At 55.4% G+C, this 25,907-nt stretch carries 20 protein-coding genes, 2 rRNA genes and 1 pseudogene; 11 read left to right on the forward strand and 12 right to left on the reverse strand.

Annotated elements, in window-relative coordinates; genetic code table 11:
• From Pla52o_RS23535 to Pla52o_RS23545, 3 genes are all read left to right on the forward strand, one after another.
• Positions 1-2,262, forward strand: a 23S ribosomal RNA gene (locus tag Pla52o_RS23535); the annotation flags it as partial.
• 128 nt (positions 2,263-2,390) lie between these two features.
• Positions 2,391-2,499 (forward strand): 5S ribosomal RNA (rrf, locus tag Pla52o_RS23540).
• A 435-nt stretch (positions 2,500-2,934) separates the two neighbouring features.
• Complete coding sequence (locus Pla52o_RS23545) at positions 2,935-3,669, forward strand: hypothetical protein (protein ID WP_146597091.1); 735 nt, start codon at positions 2,935-2,937, stop codon at positions 3,667-3,669.
• A 178-nt stretch (positions 3,670-3,847) separates the two neighbouring features.
• Here the strand turns inward: Pla52o_RS23545 and Pla52o_RS23550 are convergent, their stop codons facing one another.
• Positions 3,848-5,251 (reverse strand): N,N-dimethylformamidase beta subunit family domain-containing protein, encoded by a 1,404-nt coding sequence (locus Pla52o_RS23550; protein ID WP_197169460.1) that lies wholly within the window; start codon positions 5,249-5,251, stop codon positions 3,848-3,850.
• Between the two features lie 473 nt (positions 5,252-5,724).
• On the opposite strand from Pla52o_RS23550, the gene truD reads away from it, so the two are divergent.
• Entirely contained in the window at positions 5,725-6,813 is a 1,089-nt protein-coding gene (gene truD, locus Pla52o_RS23555; protein ID WP_231612610.1) for a tRNA pseudouridine(13) synthase TruD, read from the forward strand.
• Positions 6,814-7,012: 199 nt separating this feature from the next.
• Here truD and Pla52o_RS23560 read toward each other — a convergent pair whose 3' ends face one another.
• Both Pla52o_RS23560 and Pla52o_RS23565 read right to left on the reverse strand, forming a co-directional pair.
• Positions 7,013-7,249 (reverse strand): RNA 2'-phosphotransferase, encoded by a 237-nt coding sequence (locus Pla52o_RS23560; protein ID WP_146597093.1) that lies wholly within the window; start codon positions 7,247-7,249, stop codon positions 7,013-7,015.
• A 78-nt stretch (positions 7,250-7,327) separates the two neighbouring features.
• Positions 7,328-7,681, reverse strand: a complete 354-nt coding sequence (locus tag Pla52o_RS23565) for a VF530 family protein (RefSeq protein WP_146597094.1) — start codon at positions 7,679-7,681, stop codon at positions 7,328-7,330.
• Between the two features lie 381 nt (positions 7,682-8,062).
• On the opposite strand from Pla52o_RS23565, the gene Pla52o_RS23570 reads away from it, so the two are divergent.
• Positions 8,063-9,136 (forward strand): EF-hand domain-containing protein, encoded by a 1,074-nt coding sequence (locus tag Pla52o_RS23570; protein ID WP_146597095.1) that lies wholly within the window; start codon positions 8,063-8,065, stop codon positions 9,134-9,136.
• 24 nt (positions 9,137-9,160) lie between these two features.
• On the opposite strand, the gene Pla52o_RS23575 is transcribed toward Pla52o_RS23570, so the two are convergent.
• The 6 genes from Pla52o_RS23575 to Pla52o_RS23600 form a co-directional block, all read right to left on the reverse strand.
• Positions 9,161-9,670, reverse strand: a complete 510-nt coding sequence (locus Pla52o_RS23575; protein WP_231612611.1) for a hypothetical protein — start codon at positions 9,668-9,670, stop codon at positions 9,161-9,163.
• A gap of 243 nt (positions 9,671-9,913) precedes the next feature.
• A complete protein-coding gene (locus Pla52o_RS23580; RefSeq protein WP_146597097.1) occupies positions 9,914-10,996 on the reverse strand; it encodes a dipeptidase in 1,083 nt (360 codons plus the stop codon).
• 1 nt (position 10,997) lies between these two features.
• The gene (locus tag Pla52o_RS23585; RefSeq protein WP_197169461.1) at positions 10,998-12,365 is read right to left on the reverse strand and encodes an MFS transporter; all 1,368 of its coding nucleotides are present in this window, start codon (positions 12,363-12,365) and stop codon (positions 10,998-11,000) included.
• Between the two features lie 146 nt (positions 12,366-12,511).
• A complete protein-coding gene (locus Pla52o_RS23590) occupies positions 12,512-12,811 on the reverse strand; it encodes a hypothetical protein (protein ID WP_146597099.1) in 300 nt (99 codons plus the stop codon).
• Positions 12,812-12,872: 61 nt separating this feature from the next.
• Entirely contained in the window at positions 12,873-13,259 is a 387-nt protein-coding gene (locus Pla52o_RS23595) for a group II truncated hemoglobin (RefSeq protein ID WP_146597100.1), read from the reverse strand.
• A gap of 55 nt (positions 13,260-13,314) precedes the next feature.
• On the reverse strand, positions 13,315-14,670 hold the full coding sequence (locus tag Pla52o_RS23600) for an aminotransferase-like domain-containing protein (protein WP_197169462.1): 1,356 nt from the start codon (positions 14,668-14,670) through the stop codon (positions 13,315-13,317).
• Between the two features lie 291 nt (positions 14,671-14,961).
• Here Pla52o_RS23600 and Pla52o_RS23605 point away from each other — a divergent pair, with 291 nt between their 5' ends.
• On the forward strand, positions 14,962-16,794 hold the full coding sequence (locus tag Pla52o_RS23605) for an NADPH-dependent assimilatory sulfite reductase hemoprotein subunit (protein ID WP_146597102.1): 1,833 nt from the start codon (positions 14,962-14,964) through the stop codon (positions 16,792-16,794).
• Between the two features lie 2 nt (positions 16,795-16,796).
• Positions 16,797-16,985 carry a hypothetical protein gene (locus tag Pla52o_RS23610; protein ID WP_146597103.1) on the forward strand — a complete coding sequence of 63 codons (189 nt, stop codon included), beginning with the start codon at positions 16,797-16,799 and terminating at the stop codon, positions 16,983-16,985.
• A 77-nt stretch (positions 16,986-17,062) separates the two neighbouring features.
• On the opposite strand, the gene Pla52o_RS23615 is transcribed toward Pla52o_RS23610, so the two are convergent.
• Positions 17,063-18,961 (reverse strand): alpha/beta hydrolase, encoded by a 1,899-nt coding sequence (locus tag Pla52o_RS23615; protein ID WP_197169463.1) that lies wholly within the window; start codon positions 18,959-18,961, stop codon positions 17,063-17,065.
• A gap of 331 nt (positions 18,962-19,292) precedes the next feature.
• On the opposite strand from Pla52o_RS23615, the gene Pla52o_RS23620 reads away from it, so the two are divergent.
• Together Pla52o_RS23620 and Pla52o_RS23625 are read left to right on the forward strand one after the other, a co-directional pair.
• Positions 19,293-19,916, forward strand: a complete 624-nt coding sequence (locus Pla52o_RS23620; protein WP_146597181.1) for an HD domain-containing protein — start codon at positions 19,293-19,295, stop codon at positions 19,914-19,916.
• Positions 19,913-20,290 carry a tRNA-binding protein gene (locus tag Pla52o_RS23625; RefSeq protein WP_231612613.1) on the forward strand — a complete coding sequence of 126 codons (378 nt, stop codon included), beginning with the start codon at positions 19,913-19,915 and terminating at the stop codon, positions 20,288-20,290. The genes Pla52o_RS23620 and Pla52o_RS23625 overlap by 4 nt, the downstream gene beginning before the upstream one ends.
• A 55-nt stretch (positions 20,291-20,345) precedes the next feature.
• On the opposite strand, the gene egtB is transcribed toward Pla52o_RS23625, so the two are convergent.
• On the reverse strand, positions 20,346-21,647 hold the full coding sequence (gene egtB / locus Pla52o_RS23630) for an ergothioneine biosynthesis protein EgtB (RefSeq protein ID WP_146597105.1): 1,302 nt from the start codon (positions 21,645-21,647) through the stop codon (positions 20,346-20,348).
• A gap of 29 nt (positions 21,648-21,676) precedes the next feature.
• Complete coding sequence (egtD, locus tag Pla52o_RS23635; RefSeq protein ID WP_231612614.1) at positions 21,677-22,624, reverse strand: L-histidine N(alpha)-methyltransferase; 948 nt, start codon at positions 22,622-22,624, stop codon at positions 21,677-21,679.
• A 662-nt stretch (positions 22,625-23,286) separates the two neighbouring features.
• On the opposite strand from egtD, the pseudogene Pla52o_RS27570 reads away from it, so the two are divergent.
• Together Pla52o_RS27570 and Pla52o_RS23645 are read left to right on the forward strand one after the other, a co-directional pair.
• Positions 23,287-24,246: pseudogene (locus Pla52o_RS27570) on the forward strand (flotillin-like FloA family protein); the annotation flags it as partial.
• A gap of 715 nt (positions 24,247-24,961) precedes the next feature.
• Entirely contained in the window at positions 24,962-25,870 is a 909-nt protein-coding gene (locus Pla52o_RS23645; RefSeq protein ID WP_146597107.1) for a cobalamin-binding protein, read from the forward strand.
• Positions 25,871-25,907: the final 37 nt, after the last annotated feature.

Below are 25,907 nucleotides of genomic sequence, written 5' to 3' on the forward strand. Positions count from 1 at the left end.
TCTTACGGAACGAAGCCCAAGGGAAACCGAGTCTGAATAGGGCGAAATATGTCGTTTGCTGCAGACGCGAAACCTGTGTGATCTACCCATGAGCAGGTTGAAGCGCGGGTTAAACTGCGTGGAGGACCGAACCCACTTAGGTTGAAAACTGAGGGGATGACTTGTGGGGAGGACTGAAAGTGTAATCAAACCAGGAGATAGCTCGTTCTCTCCGAAATATCTTGAGGGATAGCGTCGTGTAAATTAGTTACCGGGGGTAGAGATACTGAATCGGATGGGGGCCCTTCCCGGGGTACCCCACCGAACCAAACTCCGAATACCGGTGACCGTACCGCGGCAGTCAGTCCCTGGGGGATAAGCTCCAGGGTCGAGAGGGAAACAACCCAGATCGCCTGCTAAGGTCCCGAAGTTTTACTTAGTCACTAAGGAAGTTGGAATGCCGTGACAGCTGGGATGTTGGCTTAGAAGCAGCCACCATTTAAAAAGTGCGTAACAGCTTACCAGTCGAGCATTTCTGCGCCGATAATGAACGGGAGTAAGTAAAACACCGAAGCAGCGGATTTTAACCTTCGGGTTAAAGTGGTAGGAGAGCGCCGATGACGAGATACAAGCCGTACGGTAACGAGCGGTGTTGGCGTCATCGGGTGATTATGCCGGAATGAGTAACGATAAAATAGGTGAGAATCCTATTCGCCGAAAGCCTAAGGTTTCCTGGGGAAGGCAAATCCGCCCAGGGTTAGCCGGTACCTTACCCGAGGCCGAAAGGCGTAGGGGATGGATAACAGGTCAATATTCCTGTGCCGGTTGTGTATCTAATCGCAGGGACGGCGTCCGGAAAGTGAGCGGTACGAATAGAAATGTCCGTAGCGACCACTGAGGTGTTGGGGATTAAAAGACCCGACATAAGCCAAGGTATAGCTCGAGAGCGTTTAAGTTCTCGAAGTCATTGGAAGGACGTCCAAGAAAAGCTGCGAAGTTAAGCAACTGACCGTACTAAAACTGACACAGGTAGGCGAGATGAGAATTCTAAGGCGCTCGGGAGAACTGTGGTTAAGGAACTCTGCAAAATGGCCCCGTAAGTTCGCGATAAGGGGCGCCCACGCAAGTGGGCCACAGAAAATCGGCTCTAACGACTGTTTATCAAAAACACAGGACTCTGCTAACACGCAAGTGGATGTATAGAGTCTGACGCCTGCCCGGTGTTGGTAGGTTAAGGAAGACGGTTAGCTCTTCGGAGCGAAGCTGGCGACCGAAGCCCCAATAAACGGCGGCCCTAACTATGAGGGTCCTAAGGTAGCGAAGTTCCTTGTCGGGTAAGTTCCGACCTGCATGAAAGGCGTAACGATTGGAGCACTGTCTCAACCACAGACCCGGTGAAATTGTAGTTGTGGTGAAGATGCCACATACCCGCGGTTAGACGGAAAGACCCCGTGAACCTTTACTGTAGGCTGATATTGGGTTGAGATATAATTTGTGTAGGATAGCTGGGAGGCTTTGAGATCGGCACGCTAGTGTCGAAGGAGCCGTCGTTGAAATACCAGCCTGGTTATATTTTAATTCTAACTTCGATCCCTTGAATCAGGGCGAAGGACAATGTCAGTCGGGCAGTTTGACTGGGGCGGTCTCCTCCCAAAGAGTAACGGAGGAGTGCAAAGGTACACTCAGCCTGGTCGGTAATCAGGCGAAGAGAGTAAAGTTAGAAGTGTGCTTGACTGCGAGACCCATAAGTCGAGCAGGTACGAAAGTAGGTCTTAGTGATCCGGTAATCCCGAATGGAAGGGTTATCGCTCATCAGATAAAAGGTACTCCGGGGATAACAGGCTTATCGCATCCGAGCGTCCACAGCGGCGATGCGGTTTGGCACCTCGATGTCGGCTCATCACATCCTGGGGGTGTAGAAGCTCCCAAGGGTTTGGCTGTTCGCCAATGAAAGTGGTACGTGAGCTGGGTTCAGACCGTCGTGAGACAGGTCGGTCCCTATCTGCCGTGGGCGTACGAATCTTGAGGAGGTTCAACTTTAGTACGAGAGGATTTAGTTGGACGAAGCTCTGGTGTACCAGTTGTCGCGCTAGCGGCACGGCTGGATAGCTAACTTCGGAACGGATAAACGCTGAAAGCATCTAAGCGTGAAGCCCGCTCCAAGATTAGGATTCGTAGACATTAGTCGAAAGCCCCCAAGAAGACGACTTGGTTGATAGGCTGGGCGTGTAAGTACCGTAAGGTATTAAGCTAACCAGTACTAACGGGCGAAAGTTTGGCCATCGATATCCCGCACTCATGTTCTATAGGGATACATGGCTTCGACGAAGTTTAAGAAAACTCTTTCAGATACAATAACAGCTACCAAACAACTCGGCGCACTTGCGGTGAAATACCCGTAAGTGTGTCTTTCCGGCGACCATATCAGAAAGGTCATACCTGTTCCCATCCCGAACACAGAAGTCAAGCTTTCTGAGCCGATGATAGTGCATACCAGCGTGAAAGTAGGTATTGCCGGATTTTTAAAACTCTCTTGTAGCTTTGCTGCAAGAGAGTTTTTTTATGCGCCGACGGTAACGCTCCCGTTCCGTTTGCCTCGTGATATTTCACCCTCCCGGCTGGGACGGGAATTCCGCACCATGCGGCCCGGGATGGTGGGGAAACCAAGCTTGCACGATCCGCTTCTAACACAACGCCCCCACCCTGCTACGGCTTTATTTTGGGGTTTGGCGCTCGGGCGTTTTGGATTTGGAGGGGCGATGACATGAATCGCTGGCTCCACGGAGGCTGAAACGCTCTTGAATTCACGGTTTTCAGACTTCGGAAGGCCGGGTTGTGGCCCGAGTTGCCAAGCTTTGAGGCTTGGCGATACGATTTCAGAGGCGTCAGCCAGGCAAGTTCGTTATGCTTCAGGCAGGCTCGCGACTGAGTTGAATCCCTCAACAAGGTGTCTCCGTGGCTAAAATCAACGATTTTGACAACCTGTTTTCGTTGCTTGATGCGATCAAGGCGAATACCGATGGTTGTGAAACGCTAGAGAGGGCGTCGGGGGCGATTGTCGATGTAATTTTTGCTGAATTCCAGCATTCGCTGGTGTTAACGAGGATGTTCGCCACGATCCCCTACGAAGGTTTGCCTCCACAGTATCAGCAATTCGTGGATAAATTGGCGAACGACGCGGGGGTTTCGAATCAGATTACGCCGCAAACGCCTGTTTTATCCTTGATCGCCTCTCGGGGAATTCAGTCCGCATGGAACGATCATCGCCGTTCCGAAGGGCATCTGGGGATTCCGCTCGTTTCGGGCGACTTTGTCAGTCGAGTTCCGATGATCGCTCGCTTATTGTCGGAGGTTGGGCTCGATTTGAGTTGGCTCGGTGGGGATGCTTCGGGGTTAGAGATCGATACCCTTTCGAAGCTGTCTGGGGTGTTTTACGTTGCCGATGCAGCCTCGGCGGTGGATAGCCAGGGGCGAAAGATCATTTCCGCCCAAGCATTTGTGCAAAGCAACCGCGTCAAATCGGTATTTGGTGTTGGAGGCGGTTTCGCGATTAGCAAAACGTTCCTAACGCTGCTGTTCTTCTGCAATGAGCGGGTCGAAAGGGCGAAAGCAATGCAGTTTTTGCCATTGATCAGCACCGTGAAAGCGCTCACCGCCGATGCGGCGGTGCATAAGAAGTTCTTTGATTGATGCGCTCGATTATCGTAACGGCAGACCCAGCGGGGGCAGCGATCATCGAGACCCTCATCGCGATCACGATTTGAGCAGGTCGTGATGGCGAGAAGTGAGCGTGGATCACGCCACCATCGAGACCGACGAAGGCCACCGTTGGCACGGTGGCGTTAATCGCGCGGAGTTCGGTTTTCGCTTAGGGAGCGGACAATCGGTCAAGGATGTTGCGCGTGATTCGGACGACGTTTGGATCGTTACCTGCCAGTCCGTGGGCCCAATCGGTTGTTCCGGCACTGACCACCGTGCCTCCACGGGTGTAGGTTCCGAACACTGCATTTCCAACACGATCTGTGGGAAAGCGGTCGTACCAGAAGCAATCGCCGGGCGCCCAGCGTGCCGGGCAGGTTGCCAGGATGGTGAACGATTCGGGGGTACCATCACGGTGCGTTGCAAAGGGCAATCCATCGGCCCACTCGATTTCGCAGCCATCGCATTCGTAACCGACGATCGAGTGTTCGCCTCCGAATTGGTCTTCGCGTTTGAGGTCGGTCCCTTCAAACAGCCAATGCTCGGGGCGGTGAACTCGAAAGGCTCCGGATCCATCCATGAATTGACCGTGGCTGCGATGATAGCCGCCCCACAGGAAACCAAGTCCCGTCAGTTCGTTTTCGGGGCGTCCAATTAGGTGATGGCTCCACGCGGTGCTCAGCAGTTTGTGGTCGCTTGTGCGATAGAGAGGGTCGCTATTGAAGGATTGTTTCCAGCAGGTTAACGCTCGGCCGTTGTCTTCGCTACGAACTTGCCAACAACAGGTGTTGCCGGTCAGAAAAGCGACGTTGCCGCCATCGGTGATGTATTGCTCAAGGTGATCTCGCATCGGCGAGGACCAATATTCATCATGGCCGACACTAAGCACTAAATTGTACTGTTTGAGGATTTCGGGGTGAAATTCCAGGTCGCAATTGGATGCGTAGTCGAGCGTATAACCATTTTGCTCGGCCCATTTTACAAACGGCAATTCCCATTTACTAAAAAGTGAGTTGAGGGGACGGTCAAACGAAACGCGGTGCCCTTGAATCCCATCCCGGTCGTGATAACCGTACAAGCTGTGCCCGCCCCAGTTGGTGTAGGCGTTGTAGGTGTTGGTCCCCAATTCCAATAAAATCTTGGTGTTTTTTCCCGCTTCTGCCGAACGGACGATGAAAAACAGGCTGCTGCGAGCTGGCTTTTCGCCGTCGTTTAGCGTCAACGTTGCCTCGTAGTAGCCGCTGGCCCAATCCGGAGGGACCGTGATTGTCAGCGCGGCCGGCCAATTGCACCCATGCGACGAGGCGCGATCGGGGATGGGGTGAGTGGCACAGGCGATTTGTGATTTCTCGAGCACCTTGGTTCGCTCGGCTCCCACCCGCTCGACCCGCATATCAAAAGCGTCGCCGCTGGCCGAAACGTGAAACGAAATCTCTTCTCCCGCAGCGACGCTGACTTGATTTGCATACCCCAATACAAAGGGAGCGGCGGGTTGGACCTGATCCGCCCCCGCTCGCGCTGCTCCGATAGCAACGAAGATGCAGATACTAGTGACAAGACCGTTTAATTTCATGGGTAACCTCTGGGGGTGGAGCGAAGTTGTTCGTCGTGTTGGAGTCGCAATAGCGAACGATTGTATGCAATGTTGGCCCACTTTCCCATTTATGAGCTTGGGATTCACTCTCAACTGGGCGATTTCCGAGTGAGCGTGGCGAATGGATGTCGCGGGTTCGGTGATATTGCGATTCAATGTGGCACCGAATCCTGAATCCTGCCGCCAGGGATGAGGCTGGACAGTTTCCTGCAGTTCGTTAGATTGCCTCAGGTTAAATCGCGTTGGGGGAGAGATTGGTGTCGTGATGAAGGGCGACCGGGATGCAAGATCCCGTTTCTGATTCGCGGCGGCAGAACGTGGTCGTAAACGAATGCTCCGATCCGCACGCAGGCCGTTGCAAACCGGTTTACCGATTCGCCCTCCCCGTCTGAACATCTACTAAATCTTAGCGAGTGCGGTTTCGGTCCATGTAATCAGCGAACATGGACGCTGTGCTCTTCTCAAAAAAAGTAAGTGGTGGCGGCCCGATGATGGCAGCCCGAGAGGTCCTCGAAGGAATGAACCCTATCCATCCCCCACGCTTGCTTGGGAGTTCGCTTGGTCCGGCGCTCTTTAAGTCTCGTCCTGAGGACTTTCAAGTCGAAGAAATCCTGGGTTTTGAGCCATCCGGCGAGGGGGAGCATTGCCTCGTTTGGGTCGAGAAAACGGATCGTAATAGTAACGACATTGCGACGGAACTCGCGAACAAGCTTGGGATTCGCAAACGGCTTGTTAGCCATTGTGGGTTAAAGGATCGGAACGCGGTGACGCGGCAATGGTTCAGTTTGCACATACCAGGCCAGCCATCCCCGGTGGCCGAAGATCTCGCGATCGAGGGAGTACGTGTTTTGAAGGTCACCCGCAACCTGCGGAAACTTCACCGCGGCTCACACGACGGAAATCGCTTTCTGATTCGTTTGCGCGAATGTGGCTTTTCCAAAACCGCCGCTGCGGAACGTTGGCAAGCGATCTTGGATCGTGGGGTGCCGAACTATTTTGGGCCGCAGCGTTTCGGGCGTGATGGCGGCAATATTGAACAAGCGAGGCGTTTTATGGCCGGTGAACTCGACGTTCGCGATCGCACGCTGCGGGGGATCCTGATTTCCGCAGCGCGCAGTTTCCTGTTCAATGCCTGTGTCGCGCAGCGCGTTCAGCTTGGCAACTGGGAAACCCCACTCGATGGCGAGGTTTTTGGCTTCGCCTATAACAAGAGCCTTGTGCTGCCAAACAACCTTCACGGCGATGAATCGGATCGTGTGAAAAACGGGACGCTTGAATTGACCGCTCCGTTGTGGGGCGAGGGCGACTTGCTGAGCCAGAGAGAAGTGCAGACGCTCGAGCAGGATGTGGTCCAACGTTTTCCGGAGATGCTCGCAGGTCTGGCTCAATTTAATCTGCGGCAAGAGCGCCGAGTGATCCGCTTGAAACCGCAATCAGCCACCTTCGACTGGGAAACCGACTCCACGCTTGTGCTGAGTTTCGATCTTCCCAAAGGGACCTACGCGACGACATTACTGCGAGAGTTAGCCGATCTGGCTTGATCGGCGGGGCGTCTAAGCAGGATTCTTTCTTGAAAATTAGCCGCATGGCGTTCGCCAATGCTGCTAAATCGGAAATCATAACCCGAAGTGTTAGCGAGGGACCGGGGCCGGAGAGGTGTTCCCTGGCTGGCGTATCGGGTAATGGAAAACCACGCCACTTTGAAGCTCGCCCAGGCAACCCGTTGGCGAGAAACTCGCTCTAGGTGACACGGATCCGCAGTCCATCGTCGCTCAACGCGTAGCGATTTTCGCCGTTCGAAGCGACGACTTCATGGAGTTGGGCGTGCGTGATCGATTTGCCATGAAGGTTAGCGTTTTTGATCAACTCATCAATATTCAGCCAGCCTTCGGGATCAAGCTGCATCCCGATCGCTTCGGGATGGTGCCGCAGGATGAAGGTTAAGTATTTGCTGATTTTGGTGAGTCGTTTGTTCATTCTTGCAGCTTAGCTCAAACCGCGATTCAAGTCTGGGCCATCCCCCCGATGGTGGATGTTAAGTAGAGGCCGTTCCTCTTACCGTTTGCGGGCCTTATTCCAGAAGTCGTGCAAGGGATTCTCGCTCAAAGGGGCGTCATTTTCGCTGTGTTGATCCGCGTCGTGATGGATCTCGTCGTGGTCCCCGGACGCGGAGCGTCGCTTGTTGTGGCGAACGGATTTCAAATAGAGCCGTTCGACCTTGCTGCGGGCCCACTCGGTTTTGCGAAGAAATTTGAGGCTCGACTTGATGCTGGGGTTATCCGTAAAGCAGCGAATGGGGATTCGGTCGCCCAAACCTTCCCATCCGTACTGTTGGACCAAGTCCTCTAGTAATGCCGCAAGCGTAACGCCGTGGAGTGGATTGTTAGGTTGGGTGGGGGGCGTGGTCATAACGGGGAGCGGCTTTGGATGTGACTGCGGAAATAGCAATACGGCAATAAAAACAGAGCCGGACAGATGTATCCGACATAGGCGGGCGGAAATTTCGCCTCACCGTGGCTCGCTTTCCTGGCGAGCGACTCTCAACGAGTTCAAGTATGACTTGTTTTTTGTACGAGTGAGACACCCCGATGGATTCCCGCTGGGTGTCAGACGGCCCTGACTGCTCCATCACCGATCATGGCAATCCGATTGCCGCCTTGTTCGGCGAACGGCATTCAACGCAACTCGGCGGTCGTTAGATTATCATGGAGCCTGTCGCATACGCGCTCTCGTCTCTCGGTCGAAATCTTATCTCACGGGATCGATTCCATCTCTCCAAAGCTGACTCAAGTGTTGATTCACGCATCGGTTTTGCCGCTCGGTGCTTTGCTGCTCGCGTTTTCTTTCGCGACGATGGCATTTGCGACTCCCGATGCAGCCCCGTTTGGTGGACGAAAGGTCTTGATTCTGATGGGCGCCAAGATGGAAAACAGTGGCACGCCGGAGCAGTTGGCCGCTTACGAGGCGGACTACGCGAAACTCGATCTCAACCAGGATGGTTTTGTCAATGCAGCGGAATTCGCAAAGCATGGCAATGAACTTACGCGTCAGGCCGGGCATCTCGTTTTGGACCGCGAGGTGGGAGGCCTTGTGTTCAAGGACGAATTTCTTCTCGACCGAGTGATCAATGCCGAGGCAAAGGAGTTCTTTCAACGTATCGACAACGATGGCAACGCCCAAATCCACCAGCACGAATTCCTCGCCGGCTCGTCGCTCGCTGATCCCGAATTAGCCGGACGCGTCTTCAACGGCTTTGATGCCAATGGTGACTTGACCCTCTCGGTCACAGAATTTCTGAGCGTGTGGAGTCGATGGGCGAGAGAGGCTCCCATCGAGGCTCGCTTGATCGCGATCGAGCAGACTTACACGCTGCCCAAAGAATGGCAAAGCGACGCCTTTCGCAAACGGATCATCGAAGAGGAGCAAAGTGAAAATCTTCCCGCGTCGCCGAAGGTCAAATTGGTCTTGGAGCTCCACAACACCAGTGACGAGCCCATCATGATTTCTCCGGGCGGAGGCATCGACGAACCGGAGTTGACGGTTCAGGGACCAGGGCTCGTTGCGCCCGATCGTCTGAGGTCGTTTTCGGGAACGTCCTCAGGATCGACCCCTCAGCCTGTGATTCGTCCGGGAAAACGCTTTCGCATTGCGATCGGTTCTCTCAATCCGGGCGAGTTCAGCCTCGACAATGTGTACTGGACTCAAGCGGGAGAGTACACGATCACCGCGAGCTATCCGGTTTGGATGAATCTTGCTCCACATTTGCCACAACTTTTTAAAAATCAACCGGTTCCTAAGGGACTTCCGATCAAGTTCATCGTCACGTCGTCGGCGTGCCGGGTGAAGGTGGTCGCGGAACCGTAGCACTGCTTGGCGGGTCGGGTTTTCTTAACGCTGTTTTTCGCGTTCGGCTTTACGAGCGGGGAAATCGACGACCACTAACTTTTGATTCGGTTGATCCCAAGCGTACTCTTGATAATAGGGCAGCATCGGCAGCCGAATCCCGTCGGGTTGATCTGGCTTGATGATTTCGGCCATGAAGACTTCGTAAGTGAGCGGCTTGGGATCGCTGATACTTTGTGCATTACGAAGCTGAATGGCCTGTTCCACGCCCATACCGCCAATCTTGGCGACCGAGGTTCGATAGGCATCGGCGCTTGCCATCAAAGGGTTCTTTGCTTCAATTTTAGTGCTTGCCAGGACCGCGCCATCGTTGGTCGCTTGTTCGAGCGAGAGCACGTTTTGAGTCGTCTTGCCGACCGTTTCGCGGGGAGTCGCCTCATCGGCGGTGACGCCCGGGGTTGATGAGTCGTTTTTTTCAGCCGGTTGAGAGGCGGGGACGCAGCCGGTCGCTGCCACCAAGAGAAGCAGAAGGCTAACGCGGAAGGTGTTTCTCATCATTGAATACCTGAAGAAGAGTAGCCGCCAAGAGCGGAGTCATTGTTGGAAAGCCACATTGCGATGGGGGCCTCGCTAGCGCTGACATTGCAAGTCAACTCACTTTCGTGAATCACACGGTGGGACCGCACGCGCAGGCGAGACGCGAAGTAGCTTTCCAACAAATTCTAAGATACAGCGTCATGAGTGACGCGACAACAAATACGAGACCACGGGTGACGGTGGCGTTTTTATCTTCGGGGCTTACTTCAAGGCGCGACGTAGCACGCGCAAAAAGTTGCCGTGAAAGATTGCGGACAAATCATCGTCGCTGTAGCCGCGATCGGTGAGGATCGAATCGAGCGATTGTAGGTCTGCGATCGTATCCAGATCACTCGGCGATTGCTCGCGACCAAAGGCACCGTCCAAATCGCTACCAATCCCACAATGTCGCGTGTTTCCGGCAAGTTGACAAATATGATCGATGTGATCTGCGATGTGCTGCATCGTGACACCGATGGACTCGGGGGTCGATTCGCCGCGGATAAATCCTGGGACCACCATCCACACGTCGAAGGCCGCCCCGAGGACGGCGTCGCGATCGATCAGTGCTTTGATTTGCCGGTCGCTGAATTGGCGGACATCATCCACCAGCGCGCGGCAATTCTGATGACTGGCCCAGATTGGCCCCTCGTAGATTTCAATCGCTTGCCAAAAACAAGGTTCGTTCAAATGGGTGACGTCCAAGATCATCCCCAGTTGGTCCATGGTTCGCACCAATTCGATTCCCTCGGGAGGAAACTCTCCGAGCGCGTCATGCCCCATCGCATAGCGACCGATCCCGTAATGCGCCGGGCCTAACGCTCGCAAACCGTAATCCCAAGCCTGTTTCAAGTGGTCGAGCGTGACGATGGAATCGGAGCCTTCGAGACTCAAAATATACCCGATCGGCTCGTTCCGCTCTGCCGCAGCAACGGGGTCGGACCAGCGAAGCAGGTGAGATTCGAGTGCGTTGCGGTCGCGGATTTGCACCATTTCGCCGAGACGTTCCATCTCGCGGTACCAAGCCAATTGCCCCTGAGTCATCGCCCATGCTTGGGAAGGCGACTCCCAATTGGCGACAAACGACCGCGGCTTCATGCAGCCCCCGATTTGAGTCGCCACGCACAACCCAATCCCTCCGCGACGCATCTCGGGAAAGGAAACCGTGCCGCCGGCTTGGCCATTCAACCGCTGGGGAATGGCTCGCTCTGCCTCACGAATCTGAGCGACTGACTTACGGAGGTCGCGATTCCATTCCAATGCGTTAAGGCTGAGGTCAAGATGCGCATCAAAGATCATTTTCATTTCAAGCATTTTCCAAAGAATTTGAAGGTTCGCGAATCGGTCGGGTGGCATCGGTACCAAGGATGGCGAGTCCGGCCAACATGTACATGCCGGCGCAGGTTAGAAAGACAAGCGATTGCCCACTGCCGAATCCTTCTGGAATCGACTCACCCATCGTCATCAATCGCGGTACCGCGATCGCGCTAGCCGCAGCGCCAAAGTTGCCCCACATATTACCCCAACCGAACACTGCCGATGTGTTCCGTCCGCCAACGTCCTGCATAAAAGCCCACACCGTCGGGTTGCCGATATCGGTCATCAAGGAAACCATCGCACAACAAGCTACGATCGGCCAAACCGAATCAAAGCTGGAGCATCCGACATAGGCCAACCCTGCGAAAAAGCAGGTTGCGCTCAGCGGGGCGATACGTCCCCAGCGATGACCCAAGGTGCGGACCGCTTGGTTCCCCAACCAGCCACCAATCAGTTGTCCCGGAATCGCAATCGCCAGCACCCCGGTCACCATCAGCGACCCCAGGAACGCTTCGACCCCTTTCTCTTCCTTCAGAAAGGTTGGTAGCCAAGTGATCAGAAACGCCCAACCAAAGACCAAGCAAAACTGGGCGATGGCATTGAGCCATAAGGAGCGACTTTTGATGATCGCCCACAACATTGGAAGGATGTCACGTGCGTTCGTCCTTTGCTCGGACGAGGTGGATTGTCCAATTAAATCAAGCTCGCCTGAATTGACTCGGGGGTGCTCTTGAGGGCGGTCGCGGACGACGATCCAGTAGGCCAACGCGGCAACGAACCCGACGATACAGTACAGATACATGACGTAACGCCAACTGCTAAGTTGGTAAATCAGCAATGTCGTCAAGAACGGCGCGAGTGTTCCGCCCATGCGGCCGCCGATCGAGACAAACGAGCTTGCCATGGCGCGGTTGCGAAAGTGAAACCAGCAGCGAATCACGCCGCTGCTAGTCGGATAAGCACCGGCTTGGACAACGCCAAACGCGAGTCGCGCCATCAACAGACCACTGAGCGTGTTGGCCATCCCCGATAACCCGGTCAATGCCGACCAGGCGAGAATATAAAAGGTCAACATCGCGCGACCCCCAAATCGATCGCTGGCCCAGCCCGAAGGGACTTGGAAAAGAGCGTAGGCGAAGAAAAATGCGCCTAATACCTCGCCGATCTCTTCCTTGGTCGCCCCTTGGAAATCGCCGAGAAAGGAATCGCTTTTGATGATCTCGCCCAAACAGACGCGGTCGAGGTACAACATGAACGCCATCAGCACACTGACCGCGACGACTCGCATGCGAACCCGACTAGGGACATCTTGCGGATTCGGATCTCCGCGATGCGGAGAATCGTGGTGGTCGGTCATAGGCGAGGGGCTGTTTTCGTGGGCGGTGCGGCGCAAGTCGCCTAGCATCTTCTTTTAATGTTTTGCACGCGGTATTCCGAACGCTCACGCAATGCCCTTCACAACGCAGATGGACATTGAAATCGGCCAAGTGGGTGGCGGATCGCTCAGGCGGGAATGACATCAGCATAGCGGATGTCGAGCGGCGATGGGAAAGCTGCTGGCCGAGAAAACCGGATGAATCCCCCACTCACATGATCCATTCGTAAACGAAATTCCGGAGAGGTGATGATCAACGTCAGCGTAGAGTTTGCCGCCGTCGCCGCAGAAATAACCTTGCGTCCCTTTACTGCTCGGGCCTGTCGCCACTCGGGATTTTTGAGTGATGTGTGAACGCCACGCAAATGGATGACGCAGAGGGGGCGGAAGCCGTGGCTATCGACGATGGCGAGACTAGCCACCGTCACGGTTAATCGCCTTCGAAAACCGCAGTAGCACAGGATGAGAGCCTTGTCTCACTGGGGGGCATTACTCGTGAGTGTTACGCATATGATCGGCGGTGCGAAACAGCGTCGTCTTCAAATGTGCCGCCAAGGCTTGGTCCTCAACGAGTTCGTCAAGCGATTGATTCATGCACATCATCCATTGATCCCGTTCGTTTTCACCAATCGGAAATGGCAGGTGTCGGGCGCGCAACATCGGATGCCCGTATTGTTGAATGTAGAGGGAGGGGCCTCCATAAAAGCCCGATAAAAATTTGAATAACTTGTCCCGTGACTCCGTCAGGTCGGCCGGGTGAAGGTCGCGCACTTGTTGAGCCGCGGGCAACTCCGACATCAGATCGTAGAAGCGGTCCACGATGTTCCGCACTCCCGTTTCACCACCCAGCCGGCTGTAAATTGTCGTTTCATTCATGCGTTTATCGTACCTCAATGCGTTGGGATGCCAAGCTGGGCCTATCGTTGCTCGTTTATTGCAGCAAGCTGGCCAACGCTTCGACGGCTCGTTTGGCTTCGTCAAAGGTGGCCGCGCCGCCCAGACAAAACCGGAATGCTTCGGGAGGTTCGATGTCGATACAAAAATCATCGGACGCAACCGCGCCGAGCGCATAGCCTCGTGTCCAATCCACTACGCGGTGGCGACCCAACGATGCGGGCGGCTTGATCCAAGCGTGAAAACAAAACTCGGATGTGTCGAGGCACTCACTCGGCAACGCTTGGGTCAACAACCGGCGACGAGCCCGTGTCTCGGCGCGGACCGCTGCGAGGATCGCGTCGGCCAATCCGTTCTCGATCCATCGGGTCACCAACGCCGACGTCAACGGCGAGGCCATCACGGAAACCGCTCGCAAACTTTCCACGATGTCTTCCGGTTCCATCACTCGCGGTGTCAACAGATAGGCAATGCGGAGCCCCGGACCTAGGCACTTCGCTAGGCTGGCAACATAGAACGTCAACTCCGGAGCAAGCATCGCCATCGCGGGCGGCGGATTGACGGGCAAGAAACCGTACGCGTCATCTTCGATAATCGCAATCCCGTGCTTGCGAGCAACCTCCACAATCTCGACGCGACGATGCATCGGTACCGTTTCGGTCGTTGGGTTTCGTAGCGTTGGGTTCTGATACAACACGCGAACTTGGTTTCGAGTCGCGGCTTGAGCCAACGCGGCCGGATCGATGCCGTGTTGATCGGTGGGCAAACCATGCAGCTCGCGACCAATCGTTTTCGCGATCCCACGTAGCCCGGGATAGGTGATCGATTCGCAAGCGATCGAGCCACCGTGGCAAAGCAACGTCGAAAGCACGGCGCTGATTGCGGCGTGGGCCCCCGCGGTGATATGCAATGAGTGCTGATCTAGCAAAATTCCTCGACGTGATAACCAATCGGTCGCGGCAGCTTTGTCCTGGGCCACGCCGCCCCCGGGTTGATAGCGAAGCAACTGGGGCATCAAACTGCTAATGGTTGTCATCGACGTCCGCATTTTGCCTAGCAATGCCTCGTCGTGAACATCCGGTGGCTGATTCATACTGCGGTCGGCCAAGTCCGCGCGTCGCAGGCTTGCATTGCCAGGGTGCTTGCTCCCCCGCACAAACGTTCCCGAGCCAACCCTTGCTTCGACCAGACCGATCCGTGCCGCTTCGGCGTACCCCCGCGCAATCGTGGTGACATCCAAATTGATTCGTTTTGCCAACGCGCGCTGCGTCGGCAGGTGATCGCCGGGCATCAGTCGCCCGTCAGCAATATCGTTAGCAATGGCCCGTGCGATGCCTTCAAAAAGGGGCACATCGCAATGAGTCAGATCGGGAGTCCAATCGCTTCGTCGCATTGAAAAAGAGGGGGCTGTACAGGGGATGTTCGCTCGAATCAAGCTGGCTCCCGATCCGCATTGCGTGGCCCGAGACGCGCCGTACCCATGATAGCCGACGGCCCCGTCACTAAACAGACGCGGACGTGTCGCTCTACCGACGCGAGATGGTGGCAGGGTGTCTGTGCAATGCAACGCAATTGAATGGAGGATTGAGTGGGTCATTGCATGGAAAGGAGGTCTGGATCGGTCTGCTTGCGCTGGAAATGCCCACACGCCGTTGATCTCTGGATGGGACCTTCGTAGGCTCGGATGAACTTCAAGCGTGACTCTCCTCTTTCAGGAAAAATCTCGGTGACGAACCCAACGACGGATCCAGCGTACAAGCGAAGTGGCGTCGAAAAGATCAAGGCGGATAGCCAATGGTTGGCAGGGCGTATCGACGAAGAGCTCTCCGATGAAACCGATCACTTCGTCGGTGATAGTTTGCAACTGTTGAAGTTTCATGGCACGTATCAGCAAGACGACCGTGATCAGCGCCGCGAACTTCGTAAAGTCGGTAAAGACAAAGCGTTCTCGATGATGATTCGCTGCCGGATTCCCGGTGGACGGATGACGGCGGACCAGTTCATCGCCCACCTCGACATCTGCGAGTTGTTGGGGAACTCGACGATGAAGATTACGACGCGGCAAACGATCCAGTTGCACGGCGTGGTGAAACGCGATCTGAGAAAAACCATCGCTCGGATCAACTCGCTCGGCCTTTCAACGTTGGCCGCTTGTGGGGATGTCAACCGAAACGTGATGTGTTGTCCGGCGAAGCGCAACGATCCAATCCGAGCGGAATTGCAGCGTTTGACCGACGAGCTGGCTGAATCATTGGCGCCGCGGACCGGCGCGTACCAGGAGTTGTGGGTCAAGGATCAAACGAGCGGCGAAGAGATGCGAGTCGGCGGCGAATCGCCTTCGCCCGAGAACGTCGAACCGCTCTACGGTCCGACCTACTTGCCTCGCAAGTTTAAGTGCGGCGTCGTGCTGCCCGAAGACAACTGTATTGACGTCTACACCCAAGACCTGGGGTTCATTGCGGTGGTCCGAGACGGCAGTGTGGCCGGCTACAATATCCTCGTTGGCGGCGGCATGGGGACCACGCCTAGTTTGAAGAAGACGTTTCCCGCGATTGCCAAACGCATGGCCTTTTGTACGACCGAGCAAGCCATCGATGTCGCCAAGGCGGTGTTGATTGTCCAACGCGACAATGGCAATCGGGCTGATCGCAAAGTCGCGCGGATGAAGTACCTCGTCGCCCATTGGGGCATCGAGCGGTTTCGCAATGAAGTTGAATCGGTGCTCGGATTCCCACTTGAGGATTGCACCGAAGACGATGTTCACGGCGTCGACGACCACATGGGATGGCAACCGCAGAAAGACGGTCGGTGGTCCTACGGGTTGTGTGTCGAAAATGGCCGCGTTCGCGATTCTGATGCGATCGAGATGAAGTCGGCACTGCGTGAATTGGCGGAAACACTGGGAACCGAAATTCGATTGGCGGGAAATCAAAGTCTAATCTTCTGCGATATTCAATCGGATCAACGCGATCGTATTTTTGAGATTCTCAAGCGACACCAGATTGCTTCGAGCGAACAAACCAGCCTCGTTCGTCGCTTCGCCATGGCTTGTGTCGCGCTGCCGTCATGCGGTTTGGCGGTTACCGAAGCCGAACGCCGATTACCGAGCGTGATCAGCGACTTGGAACACGTGCTCGCTCGACTCGGGTTAAACGCGGAACGGTTCACCATCCGCATGACGGGATGTCCCAACGGGTGTGCTCGACCCTACGTTGCCGACATCGCGTTGGTGGGTAAAGCGGTTGACCGCTACACGCTGTTTCTCGGCGGAACGCTGCTGGGAAATCGCCTCGCGATCCTCTACAAAGAGCTCGTGCCCGCAGCTGAAATTGTGAATGAATTGACCTGCTTATTTACGGTTTACAAAGACCAACGCAGCGTGGGCGAAAGCCTCGGTGATTTCTGTCACCGGTTCGGAGTGGATGCGCTGCGGACGGCCTGTGACGCGATCGGGTGTGAACCGTGCGTTTCGCCCTCGGTTACCGACCCCATCCATCACGAGGAAACGAAAGAGTAAAAATGGAACAAATTAAAGGCCTTTGGCGTGATACATGGTGGTTGTGGGCAGGGTTCGTGGGAATGTTGATGGTGATGTCGGCATTCTTGTCTTGGTTCTTCCTGCTCATCATTCCGCTGCTGCACATGCCCTTTCTGTACTTCGCCTTCGTGCGCTATGACGAGGAAGGCAACGAGAAAATCAACGTCTAGGCATGCGATGGATTAGGGCGAAAGAATTAGGTCGGAGGAACGCGAGTCATGGTTGCTCACACGTGCGGTGCCTGGAATTATTGGTGCGGTGGCACTAACAACGTGGGAGAGTGTGTGGGAGGTAATCGAGGCGCCGTGGGATCGTGACTCGACGTGACGGTCCGTGTCTCGAAAAGCCTCTTCAGTGAAGTCACCCTTTGTTCGCTCCAGCCCTTGGGCTGCGTGACGGCGATCCAGGCATCGATATAGCTTGACGGTGAATAGTTATGCCCGTAGCCCATCGGAACACTGGTTGCCATCGGCATATCAAACGCCACCTGTAGAAACGTAATGATCGGGTACCAGCGCAGGTGCGGCGAAACGTCGGGTCCGCGAGGTTCGTTTAACCAATCCGGAGCAATCCAAGCCAAATGAGGTGAGAACCAAATCATCGGGTCACTAGCGTGTTGAATGTAGACGTTTCGCATTGGGCCCCAGGCGGCGTTGGACCGCAGCGCATTGTGTTGGCCCGTGAATCGCAACAGTCGTCCGTCACGAAAGGTCGGCAACCATGGCGGACTTCCCGCGTTGCGGTCGTTGACGAAGGATCGCCAGTTTTGACTTGGAAACGGGGGCCCGCTCCACACCGCTCCATCAAGCGGATCTTCAAAGATCGTAAACATGTCTGCGGAAATTTCGGAACCGAGCGCCCCCAGACTCAAGCCATGCAAGTACAATTTCGGCCGAGCGTTTTTGGGCAACGTTTTCCAGTAGCCGTAGATTTGATTGAACAGCGCGTCGGCCGCTTCGACCGAACGTTGTGGATCGACAAGCAGCGTGATCCAACTCGGTAGGTGCGAATACTGCATGCTGACGATCGCCGTGTCTCCGCCATGCAGGTATTCGATCGTGTCGACCGCCGACGGATCCAACCAACCGGTGCCCGTGGGCGTGGCGACAATCAGCACCGAACGCTCGAATCCGCCGACACGCTTCAGTTCGTCCAAGGCAAGTTTGGCACGCTCGTCATCACTGGCACGCTCCTGCTCGTTGGCATGTGAACGCATCCCGACGTAGACGCGAACCGGACGCCGAATTTCTGGATTCGTATCGTCAACGCGATCAACCCGGCTACCCTCCTGACTCCGGCTACCGTCCTTGCTGGAGGCATCCGCGTCGCCGCCGGCAGCGCCATCATCATCAGCGGCATCCGCCCCGTGGTGAACTGGGGCATCAACAGCGAAAAAGGCAGCGATTTGTTGCTGGCTGGGACCCGAAGTGAGGTGGTTTTGCCCCTGCCGTCCGATCGAATCCCATGCTACCAACGACGCCTCGCTGCCACAGAGCAGCGGTTCGCTTGGTTGCTCGACCCCTTCGTCGGTTGATACGTCCATACGTGCGAAGAAGGAGTCGGCGGCATCCAGCAAACCGCGTGCAATCAAGTCATTGGCTAACACAAACGCGAACAACACGACTAAGGTGAATCCGGTAGCGAATGCGATCCGGCGAGGCAGAATGCGATTCAATTTGTCGGACACGTAGCCGACCGCTTTGACAAACATGCGGCCCAACGCTACCAAGCTCGCCCCGGAAACAATCGCGATCAACGCCATTCGGTAGGGATAAGCCGACTCCAAGGGCGGCAACTCCATCAAGACGCGAATTGAATTCTGCCAAAACGTCATCCGCCACACAAACGCGACAAAGACAATTGCGACCACAGCGACAATCAAACGCTTTAACGTCCACTGTTTTGCTTCCGAGGGTTCTGGCAATTCCAGAAAACAAAATAGGTGAACCAGCGCAACGCCCACCCCGTAGCCCGAGGCGATCGAGAAACCCGATAGCAATCCTTGAACCGCGTAATGCCTCGGCAACAGCGAGGGGGTGACCGAAGCGGCAAAGAATAATGCGGCAAAGACCAAGCCAATGAAGGAGAACGAGCGTCCATAATCGAGCGACCACGTCTGCAATCGCCACTTCCATTTTTCAAACACAGAGCATTTCCTACCGATGGGCACCCGTGTACTAGCCTCATTGCCGACGGAGCCCCTTTCCGATCGGCCGATTGCCAACAGGGCTTACTCGCTCAGGGGCCACTCGACCAGAGCCCGAGCAAGCCTTCAAGACACCACGCTGATTACCTTGTATCGTCATGCTCGTGCAAGAGATCAACCCCACACCCCTACTCGAATCAACTCGATCTTGAAATAACTTGATGGCTGGGGGACGCTTGTCGTCCGCAGTATGCTTGTCCGCCGAGCCAAGCGACGAGATCAACGAGACCGTATCCACGAGAAGTGGCAACCAGGAAACGAAACGATCATGATGAACGCAGCGGAAACGGAAACCGTCAAACGGGTGGACGCGATCGTCCGCCAACGGATGGCGGGACAACAGGCAGGGCACGGAATCGACCATGTGGTACGCGTCCTCACTTTGGCTCGTCAAATCCAATCCGAGGTTGGCGGCAATCGATTGGTTGTCGAACTGGCGGCCCTGCTCCACGACGTGGGAGACGCAAAATTTCACAACGGACAGGAGCGAAGTGCTGAATTCTCGCGAGAAATATTGAGGGGCCTCGATGTCGATGGCGACGTGATCGATCATGTTGCGGCGATTGTCGATAATATCTCGTTTCGCAAAGGAGTCGATTCCGAGTCGCTGACGTTCGAAGGCAAAATTGTCCAAGACGCCGACCGACTCGACGCACTCGGCGCGATTGGGATCGTACGCACGATTGAGTACGGAGCCGCCGTGGGACAACCGTTCTACCTTTCGGAGAACGAAAACGGCGAGCACAAAATGGGCATCGATCACTTCGATGAAAAACTTTTTAAGCTGCGTGATTTGCTCAATACCGAACCTGCACGTCGGATCGCGGTTCAACGTGAGCAATTCATGCGTACCTTCTTGAATCAATTCTACGACGAGTGTGGTGAAACCAAGTGAGTCCACAAGAACCGAAACTTGCGCTAATTGGTTGGGACGATTTCGCTCAGGTCGAGATGCGTGCGGGAACCATCGTTGCAGTCGATGATTTCCCCGAAGCCCGTAAACCGGCTTACAAAGTCACCGTCGACTTCGGCCCCGAAATCGGAGTCAAGCGAACTAGCGCCCAAATCACGGCGTTGTATCGCAAGGACGATCTCGTCGGCCGGCAAGTCATCGGGGTGGTCAATTTTCCTGCCAAACAGATCGGGCCGTTCATGTCCGAGTTCCTGATCATGGGGTTCTATCGAGAGGATGGGGCGGTCGTCTTGGCAGTGCCCGATCCATCCGTCGGCCCCGATCAACCCGTGGACAACGGTGCCAAGCTGGCCTGAGGATCGGACGAGTTGGCAGGAGCATCGGACGAGCGCTGGGTGGTTTCCACCGCGTTCATTTTGCCAAGCGGATGCCGCTGAATTGCCAACGCGCCTCGGGAGGAAAAAAATTGCGATAGGTGCTGCGAATGTGCGTGCTCGATGTGGCAACGCTTCCGCCTCGCAATACCGATTGATTGCACATGAATTTGCCGTTGTATTCACCCACCGCCCCGGCCGCTGGACGATAGCCGGGATATCCCGCATAGCTGCTCGACGTCCATTGCCACACCGTTCCCATCAATCCATCGGGAGAGCGGGTGGGATGGATACATTTGTCTTGCTCGAACAACACATCGGCAAAAGGCTCTTGATCGAGGGGCGTCGTCGCTGTCGAGGCAACTTGATCACACGCGGCTTCCCATTCAAATTCAGTCGGCAAACGTCTCCCTTTCCATCTCGCAAACGCATCCGCTTCGAAGTAACTGAGGTGGGTTACCGGCCAAGCCAATTCCACCGGGACCAAGCCCGCTAACGTGAATTGATGCCATTCGCCATTGTGACGCAGCCAATACAGGGGCGAATCCCAGTGCTGTTGCTGTGTGGTGGCCCAGCCCATCGAAAGCCAATGTTCGGGGCGTTCGTAGCCGCCCGCTTGCATGAATTCGAGGTATTCGCCATTGGTCACCAACATGCTGGAAAGCGACGCGTTGGGCAGGTAGGTTGGGTGTCGGGGAGATTCGTTGTCAAAGGCGAATCCATTCCCGTCGTGCCCGATCGGGTACACCCCTTCGGCGATCTCGATCCATTCGTCCGATGTCGGCGTGGTAGAGGCCGGCGCGTTGCAGGCATCAAACGGATCATCGCGATACACGGGCCACATCGGGTTGCAAGACAACATGTGTTTCAAATCGGTGAGCATCAACTCTTGGTGTTGTTGCTCATGATGGATGCCTACGCGGAGCAGTGGTTCGGCGGCAATTGCGAAATCTTCCCTTTGTAAACGAGTCAAGATTTCCTGATCCACGTGCTGGCGATATTCTCTGACCTGAGAAAGTCCCGGGCGTGAAATCAACCCGCGGCGTGAACGCGGATACTGTTTGCCGATCGAGTGGTAATAAGAGTTAAAGAGAAAACCGAAGTGTGGATTGAACTCTTGGTAATCCGCTTGCGAACGCAAGATGAACGTCTCAAAGAACCACGTCGTGTGCGCTAAATGCCAACGTATCGGACTGGCGTCGTCCATCGATTGGACCCCACAATCTTCGACCGACAACGGCTCGACAATGTGGTCCGTCAAGCTTCGCACGAGGTGATAGAGCGACTGTAATTGTTCACCCAGCGAAAGGGACGCGGCATTAACGGGGGGGCTAGTCATGGCGTTCGTGGTTGATGTTATGGCGGATTTCATTCGATCACCAAGTGCAACACGGCGAAGTAGTGGTCTTGATCGGTCCAGTGTTGATGGAGCGAAAAGCCGTATTGCTCGGCAAACGTGGCAAACCCATCGACGGTGTACTTGTGCGAATACTCCGTCACGATTTCTTCTCCGGCATCGAAATGCACTTCACGGTTACCAAGCGATACCACCTGAGTCTCAAGGCTGACGAGCGAAATTTCCACGCGGTGGCGTGCCCGGTTGTAAACCGCCCGATGCTGAAAATGGTCCAGCTCAAAGTTGCTGCCGAGTTCACGATTGATGCGTTGCAACACATTGAGGTTGAATGCCGCCGTGACACCTGCGGAATCATTGTAGGCCGCCTCGATGATCCCCGCCTCCTTTTGTAGATCGATGCCGATCAACAAGCCTCCGTCACGCCCCAACATCCGTGACATTTGCTTCAATAATCCTCCCGCTTGGGGTGGAGGAAAATTGCCAATCGTCGAACCAGGGAAATAGATCACCACGTGAGAGGCGGGCGGTTCACAATCCGGTAATGAAAACGGTTGGGTGAAGTCGGCGATCACCGGCATGACTTGCAAACTCGGGTAAGCTAAACGCAGCCCATCGGCGGTCTTCAACACGTGTTCTTCGGAAATGTCGACAGGCACGTATGCTCTCGGTTGCTCAAGTGCGTCGAGAAGCAACCGTGTCTTTAAGCTGCTTCCACTGCCGTATTCTACTAGCATCGCTTGGGTATCAATTTGGCGGGCAATCGACGCTGCGTTTTGCTTCATGATCGACCATTCGGTGCGCGTGACGTAATACTCGTCCAACTCGCAGATTTGATCAAAGAGCTGCGAGCCATGCTCGTCGTACAAGTATTTGCACGGCAACGTTTTGCGGGGCTGTGACAATCCATGAACGACATCCGATAGAAACGAGTCGCTTCGCGAGATGGTTTCCGGGGTCATGATCATCTCATTTATGATGGGAAAAGGAGCAGCGACGTGCGAATGCGTAAAAACACGGTGCCACCAATCCAGCACCGCACTTCAACCCGCATCGACACAATTTGCACCAACACAGTACGCACCAACACAGTACGCACCAACACGTAGCAAATGCTGCGCCCATCGAGGCATCGCCAACACGGTGTCCCCCACATTGCATCGAGGCCTATCAGGAACGCGAAAAGAGGTTCCCCAGCGAGAGTTCCGCGAACGTGCGGCGTGGTTTCCTGGTCGGCGATATTGGGACGCTAGCAGCTAAGAACCGCTGGTGCGTTGTCATTTTGACGAAACGGTTCCCTTGCTCCGGGAGGTCGTCAATTTGCCTTGCACGTTCAACGCGGCCATCCTCGGTCGGATTTTCTCACTCAAAATTGCTGGATTTACAACCATGCATGCATCGTGGATGCTGCGGCTGATACCCCCGTTTAGTTGATTTCGATAGGGGATCAAGCTGTTTTCGCCTGCCATTGCCCTGCCGCAGGCGAGGTTATTTGAATCGAGAGGGCTCGTAAAAGGGCTGGGCTTTGGATATAGATGGCTGTTGAAATTGCAGACTGCGCCGAGAGCGAAATTTTTTTCGGCGAGTCGCCTAGGGACGTGCGCAACAAAAGGTGGCGGCTGTGATGGAGTTGTATGCGGCAATCGAGCTTCCAAGTTTCTGGCAAGCGATGGCTGGGATCGCCGTCATCGCGTCGATTTTAGCAATCTTGTTGATAGGGATCTTCGCCAAGTGGGGATCTTATTGGTTGCAGTCCTACATGTCGGGTGCCGACATCTCGATGAAAAGTTTGATCGTGATGAGCTTTCTTCACATCGAGCATCGCCTGATCGTGACCGCCAAAATCATGGCACGGCAAGCCGGGCTGTCGATTGATCGCAGAACGGGGATGAGTACCCATCGCTTACAAGCACATCACTTGGCTGGTGGCGACGTGATGAATGTGGTCCAAGCTCAAATTGCGGCGCACCGCGCCGGCATCGACCTCGACTTTGATCGCGCCGCAGCGATCGACCTCGCCGGTCGCGATGTGCTGTTGGCGGTGCAAACGAGCGTGTCGCCCAAGGTGATCCATTGTCCTCGCGGTGCCGAAGGCGGAGCACAAACGCTCAGCGCCGTGGCAAAAAACGGCGTCGAGCTTCGTGTCGGCGCCCGTGTCACCGTGCGCACCAATTTGGATCAATTGATTGGCGGAGCCACCGAAGAGACGGTCATTGCTCGCGTCGGCCAGGGGATCATTTCGGCGATTGGGGCCTCCGAATCACACATGGACGTGTTGGAAATGCCTTCGAAGATTTCCAAAGGTGCGATGCGTGATGGATTGGACACCAATACCGCCTTTGCGATAGTCTCGATTGACATCTACGACATTGATGTCGGCGAAAACATCGGCGCCCGATTGCAAAGTGATCAAGCCAATGCGGACACGCGGATCGCCCGCGCCGTCGCCGAGGAACGCCGCGCCGAAGCCGTCGCCCTTGAACAGAAAAGGAAGGCTGAGGTCACGCGAAACCAAGCCGCCTTTGTATTAGCCGAAGCGAAAGTGCCTGCGGCGTTGGCGGCGGCATTTCGAGCGGGTTCGCTGCGTCGTCCGGCCATGGGACCGAGCCCGTCGCTTCACCGTTCCCCCCCACGCCCCCAGGGCCTTGCTCATACACTGCAACCCACCGTGAAATCGCCTCCGTCGATGCCCGTCTACCTCGCTACCCCCAACTACGTGCTGCTCGCTGGTAAGGAACGTCTCGGACCAACGCTTTCCGCACCTGATTCGGCTTCACGCTACCAAATCATTTATGGGTTCTCGGACAAGCAACCCTATGACGCGTTTTGTGCGAGCGACCCGGTTGCGTTGACGCCCTACCCGTTGGTGAAAGGGTACTTGCAAAGTCAACTCGAAAACCCCGGTGAGCTCGTTCGGCTTGTCGTTCTCGACGCGACGGGGCCGCACGAAACGGAGTTGTATGCGGCGACGATGCAATCGGTCTTGGATGCGATGAACTCGAAAGCCAGTCATGTCACCGCGTCGTTTCGGTTGACGTTCGATACCAGCACGCAAGCGTATGATGTCGAGCCGCTCGCGAACGCGGCGTCGGTTTGAGCGTCGACTCGAAGCTCGAGAGTGGATTGGTTTCACGTTTTCGTGCCTAAATAACGCGAATGCCCGGCTTTAAATGGGGCGACACTCGATTCGGTGTCGCGGCCAGGTTCCTTGTGGTACCCGGTCTCCTTCCGGTACTTGGGATCATGTGTAAGGATGGATTCCCCGTTACACGAATCAGGTTGAATCAAGTCGAATTCCCATGCGAATTATCTCTCTATTGCCGAGCGCGACCGAAATGATCTGTGGTCTCGGGCTTCGTGATCAACTTGTCGGTGTGACGCATGAGTGTGATTATCCTGCGGACGTCGTGGATTTGCCCAAGGTCACCAAGACCTTGATTCCCCACGATGCGACCAGTGGCGAAATCGATGCATTGGTCCGCGAGCGACTGAAAACCGAAAAGGCGCTTTATTCGCTCGATATGGCGGCGCTTGAAAGCCTTCGTCCCGATTTGATCGTGACTCAAGCATTGTGTGATGTGTGTGCGGTCGCGGAAAGTGAAGTCCAGGCCGCCGCATGTTCGCTGCCTGGATCACCGCAAGTCATCAACCTCGAGCCGAGCGGTTTGGCCGATGTGTTTGAGTGTCTTCGCCAAGTCGCTGCTGCGGCACGATGTAGCGAAGACGCGGAACGCTACATCGGCGAACTTCAACGCCGTGTCGATGCCGTTGCGACGAGAACACAATCGATTGAAAATCGTCCTCGCGTGATGTTGTTGGAATGGATTGACCCGCCGTTCAGCGCGGGGCATTGGAGCCCCGAATTGGTCGCACTTGCCGGCGGACGCGAAGCGATCGGTGTCGCTGGCGAGCGCTCGGTGACAACGTTGTGGGATGACATCGTCGACGCCGATCCAGAGGTGTTGGTGATCGCTTGTTGCGGATTTGACGTGCCGCGAACGAGGCAAGACATCCCCATTTTGCAATCGTATGCCGGTTGGGAATCACTTACCTGTGTGAAAGCGGACCGCGTTTATATCGTCGATGGCTCGGCGTATTTCAGCCGCCCAGGGCCTAGGCTTGTCGACAGCCTTGAGATTCTAGCGAACGCGCTGCATGGCTCGCTGCATCCGCTGCCGGACGGACTTCCGAAGGCGTTTCAGCTATAGGTTGCTGCCGCGGCGGAGGGATGTTTTTAAGTCGCAA

It is taken from the genome of Novipirellula galeiformis (assembly GCF_007860095.1).
GTDB classification, from domain to species: domain Bacteria; phylum Planctomycetota; class Planctomycetia; order Pirellulales; family Pirellulaceae; genus Novipirellula; species Novipirellula galeiformis.

What these genes read in the sequence shown, in the direction of transcription:
- Pla52o_RS23550 (WP_197169460.1), bottom strand. Translation starts at nt 5,251, where the DNA reads ATGAAATTAAACGGTCTTGTCACTAGTATCTGCATCTTCGTTGCTATC.
- Pla52o_RS23560 (WP_146597093.1), bottom strand. Translation starts at nt 7,249, where the DNA reads ATGAACAAACGACTCACCAAAATCAGCAAATACTTAACCTTCATCCTG.
- Pla52o_RS23565 (WP_146597094.1), bottom strand. Translation starts at nt 7,681, where the DNA reads ATGACCACGCCCCCCACCCAACCTAACAATCCACTCCACGGCGTTACG.
- Pla52o_RS23575 (WP_231612611.1), bottom strand. Translation starts at nt 9,670, where the DNA reads ATGAGAAACACCTTCCGCGTTAGCCTTCTGCTTCTCTTGGTGGCAGCG.
- Pla52o_RS23580 (WP_146597097.1), bottom strand. Translation starts at nt 10,996, where the DNA reads ATGAAAATGATCTTTGATGCGCATCTTGACCTCAGCCTTAACGCATTG.
- Pla52o_RS23585 (WP_197169461.1), bottom strand. Translation starts at nt 12,365, where the DNA reads ATGACCGACCACCACGATTCTCCGCATCGCGGAGATCCGAATCCGCAA.
- Pla52o_RS23595 (WP_146597100.1), bottom strand. Translation starts at nt 13,259, where the DNA reads ATGAATGAAACGACAATTTACAGCCGGCTGGGTGGTGAAACGGGAGTG.
- Pla52o_RS23600 (WP_197169462.1), bottom strand. Translation starts at nt 14,670, where the DNA reads ATGCGACGAAGCGATTGGACTCCCGATCTGACTCATTGCGATGTGCCC.
- Pla52o_RS23605 (WP_146597102.1), top strand. Translation starts at nt 14,962, where the DNA reads ATGAACTTCAAGCGTGACTCTCCTCTTTCAGGAAAAATCTCGGTGACG.
- Pla52o_RS23610 (WP_146597103.1), top strand. Translation starts at nt 16,797, where the DNA reads ATGGAACAAATTAAAGGCCTTTGGCGTGATACATGGTGGTTGTGGGCA.
- Pla52o_RS23620 (WP_146597181.1), top strand. Translation starts at nt 19,293, where the DNA reads ATGAACGCAGCGGAAACGGAAACCGTCAAACGGGTGGACGCGATCGTC.
- egtB (WP_146597105.1), bottom strand. Translation starts at nt 21,647, where the DNA reads ATGACTAGCCCCCCCGTTAATGCCGCGTCCCTTTCGCTGGGTGAACAA.
- egtD (WP_231612614.1), bottom strand. Translation starts at nt 22,624, where the DNA reads ATGACCCCGGAAACCATCTCGCGAAGCGACTCGTTTCTATCGGATGTC.
- Pla52o_RS23645 (WP_146597107.1), top strand. Translation starts at nt 24,962, where the DNA reads ATGCGAATTATCTCTCTATTGCCGAGCGCGACCGAAATGATCTGTGGT.